The sequence below is a fragment of the Aquipuribacter hungaricus genome (genome assembly GCF_037860755.1).
Classification (GTDB): Bacteria; Actinomycetota; Actinomycetes; order Actinomycetales; family JBBAYJ01; genus Aquipuribacter; species Aquipuribacter hungaricus.
In genome coordinates, this window is the sequence record NZ_JBBEOI010000341.1 from 1 (window position 1) to 2,926 (window position 2,926).

3 protein-coding genes and 1 pseudogene are annotated in these 2,926 nt (G+C 75.0%); 1 reads left to right on the plus strand and 3 read right to left on the minus strand.

All coding sequences use genetic code 11. The features are described from left to right. The 3 genes and pseudogenes from WCS02_RS19270 to WCS02_RS19280 form a co-directional block, all read right to left on the minus strand. Positions 1–218, minus strand: a pseudogene (locus tag WCS02_RS19270) (hypothetical protein); the annotation flags it as partial. 190 nt (positions 219–408) lie between these two features. Beyond that, on the minus strand, positions 409–1,311 hold the full coding sequence (locus WCS02_RS19275) for an ATP-grasp fold amidoligase family protein (protein ID WP_340295902.1): 903 nt from the start codon (positions 1,309–1,311) through the stop codon (positions 409–411). Between the two features lie 100 nt (positions 1,312–1,411). After that, the gene (locus WCS02_RS19280; RefSeq protein ID WP_340295903.1) at positions 1,412–2,440 is read right to left on the minus strand and encodes an LLM class flavin-dependent oxidoreductase; all 1,029 of its coding nucleotides are present in this window, start codon (positions 2,438–2,440) and stop codon (positions 1,412–1,414) included. A gap of 235 nt (positions 2,441–2,675) precedes the next feature. Here WCS02_RS19280 and WCS02_RS19285 point away from each other — a divergent pair. Continuing rightward, a partial coding sequence (locus tag WCS02_RS19285) for a hypothetical protein (RefSeq protein WP_340295904.1) occupies positions 2,676–2,926 on the plus strand: 251 nt, incomplete at its 3' end.

Genomic DNA, 2,926 nt, shown 5'->3' on the forward strand with positions numbered 1-2,926 from the left:
TCGGCGGTCGCGGGCCCGGCGCTCGCGGTGGAGGGCGACGCGGTCGGCGTCGGCTCCTCCGACGGCGCAGCGGGGGCCGCGGTCGGGCCGGGCGGGGCGGGGGGCTCCGTGCTGGTGGCGCTCGCCACGGTGGGCACGAGCAGGGCGGTGACGAGGGCGGGCACGGCGACCAGCGCGGCGGCCGGTCCTAGGCGTCGACGGGATGACCAAGTGGGCATGGCGGACCTCTCGGGTAGCTCGGCACTGAGCTGAGGCACCCGGTACGTCTGACGTCCCCCCGGCTACCTGTCCGGAACCTAGGGACCGGACTTCTGAGGTGTCAAGGCATAAGTCGTCATGTGTCTGGAGCAAGTGCGACGAGGTGTCGCGCCGGCACCCTTCTCCGTGACGACGACGGTCGTCGGCAGGTCACGCGGGCAGCTCCGGCAGCCGCCACCAGCGGCCGAGCTCCTCGTCCAGCTCGCGGTCCATCTCGACGAGCCCGGACCCCGGGTAGGGCGTGAGCTCGCCGAACCACAGCACCCCGTCGTGCTCGTAGAAGTCGACCCGCAGCATGTCGAACCCGTCGGCGAGCGCCGCGGCCGCCGCGAGCATGTCGTCCAGGCGCTGCGGGCGCGGGACGTCCGGCCCCAGGGGCAGGCCCGCCGCCCACGGCCTCGGCTCCCAGGAGGGGGTGTAGACCCGGCCCCGGTGGTCGGTGGACCGGCCGCTGTGGACGAGCACGAGCCGCGGGACGCCGTCGTAGACGAACACCTTGAAGTCCGGCGGCGTGGCGCCCGGCTCGCCGACGAGCTCCTCCACGAGCAGGAGCGGCCGCGCGCTGCGGTAGGCCCACTCCCCCGTGCGCGCGGCCAGGTCCTCCTCGACCCACCCGGCGGTGGTGCGCCGCAGGGCGTCGACGTCGGGGCGGCCGTGGCCCATGTGCACCAGCTGCGTGCTGTGGTTGGGCTTGAGCACCCAGTGCTCCGGCAGCCCGACCCCGGCGAGCCCGGCGACGTCGGTGCCGGACCAGAGGGTCCGCGGGACGCGCACGAGGTCGCCGGCCAGGCGGGCCGCCTGCTCCTTCATCTGCAGCTTGTCGCACGTGCCCTCGAGCAGCGGGCGCCGGTCGTGGAGGATCCGCCACGTCACCTTGTCGTTGAAGGTGACCGCGGCGCGCGAGCGGAAGGTGCGGCCGAACCGGCGCCGGTACCAGACCCTGCGCCTGACCCCGACGGGGACGACGGCGGCCGCACGTCGCCGCAGCCGTCGTCGGACCGCTCCGCCGGTGCCGGCGAGGGAGGCGTGCAGGGGACGCAGGTGGACGGGCACAGGTGTTCTCCGAGGGGGTGGGCAGCAGTTCCGGCATCCCCCCGGACGTGGAGTTCGTCGTCGGTGCGCGGGCGGATTGGTCGCCCGCGCACCCCGTCCCTCAGCCGGCCGCCACCCGCGGGGCCACCTCGCTCCCGAGCAGCTCGATCCCCCGCAGCAGGTCCTCGTGCGACATGCGGGGGTTGGTCATCTGGACCGACACCCGGTCGACCCCGCCGAGCTGGTCGCTCACGCGGTCGAGCTTGGTCGCGACGGTGTCCGGGTCCCCCATGACGAAGGCGCCGTCCGGGCCGCTGGTGGCATCGAACTGCTCGCGGGTGGGCGGGCGGAAGCCGCGCTCACGGGACACGGTCGTGAACATCTCGTGCCAGCCGGGGTAGACCGTGTCGGAGGCGCTGCGGACGTCCTCACCGACGTAGCCAAACATGTGCAGGCCGACCTTGAGCTGCTCGGGGCTGTGCCCGGCCTCGGCGCCGGCGCGGCGGTACAGCTGGACGAGCGGGGCGAACTGTCGCGGCTCCCCGCCGATGATCGCGACCATGAGGGGCAGGCCGAGCACCCCGGTCCGCAGGAACGACTCCGGCGTTCCGCCGACCCCGACCCAGATCGGCAGCGGGTCCTGCACGGGCCGCGGGAACACGCCCTGCCCGCGCAGCGGCGGCCGGTGCCGCCCGGACCAGGTGACGTGGGTGGACTCCCGCAGCCGCAGCAGCAGGTCGAGCTTCTCGACGAACAGCTCGTCGTAGTCCTGCAGGTCCAGGCCGAACAGCGGGAAGGCTTCGGTGAACGAGCCCCGGCCGACGACCAGGTCCACCCGGCCCTGAGACAGCAGGTCCAGGGTGGCGAACTGCTGGAACACCCGGACCGGGTCGTTGGCGCTCAGCACCGCGACGGCGCTGCCGAGCCGGATCCGCGAGGTCCGGGCAGCGGCCGCGGCGAGGATCACGGGCGGCGCGGAGTCGTAGTACTCCTGGCGGTGGTGCTCGCCGATCCCGAAGGAGTGCAGGCCGACCCGGTCGGCGAGCTCGATCTCCTCCAGCAGGTGCTGCAGCCGCTCGACGGGACCGACGACGTGCCCGGTCGAGGGGTCCGTGACCTGGCTGACGAAGCTGTCGACACCGACGTGCATGGGGGCTCCTGCGGGTGAGGGGTCGGGACATGGCTCCCGGCGACCCGAGGCTAGGCGGTCGCGGGACGGCGGGAGGGCCGGCGTGGCAGCATGGGCCCGCTGGCGCCGGACCCCGGGACCCCGGGGACACCCGCCGGCCCGTCGGAGCCCGACGCCCCGCTGCCACGCCGGCCGGCACCAGCTGCCCCACCCGTGGACCGCGGACCGTCGGCGCGCTGGAGGCACCATGGACGCGATGACGACGACCCCGGGCGGGCGACCGCCCTCCCCCTGGACGGGGTCCCACCACGAGGACCAGCACCGCTGGCAGCTGGAGCAGGTGACGACCCTGGCCGACGCGGTCGAGGAGCTGCGCCGCCTCGCCGAAGAGCTCCGGGTCGCGGAGACGGCGGGCTGGCGGCTCGCCCAGCCGGTGTCGCGCGGCCGCCTGGTCGCCGCCCGGGCCTCCCGGCGGACCCGCACCGAGCCCGCACCGCCCGTCGCCGG

Coding starts and splice junctions, on each gene's coding strand:
- WCS02_RS19280 (WP_340295903.1), bottom strand. CDS start 2,440: ATGCACGTCGGTGTCGACAGCTTCGTCAGCCAGGTCACGGACCCCTCG.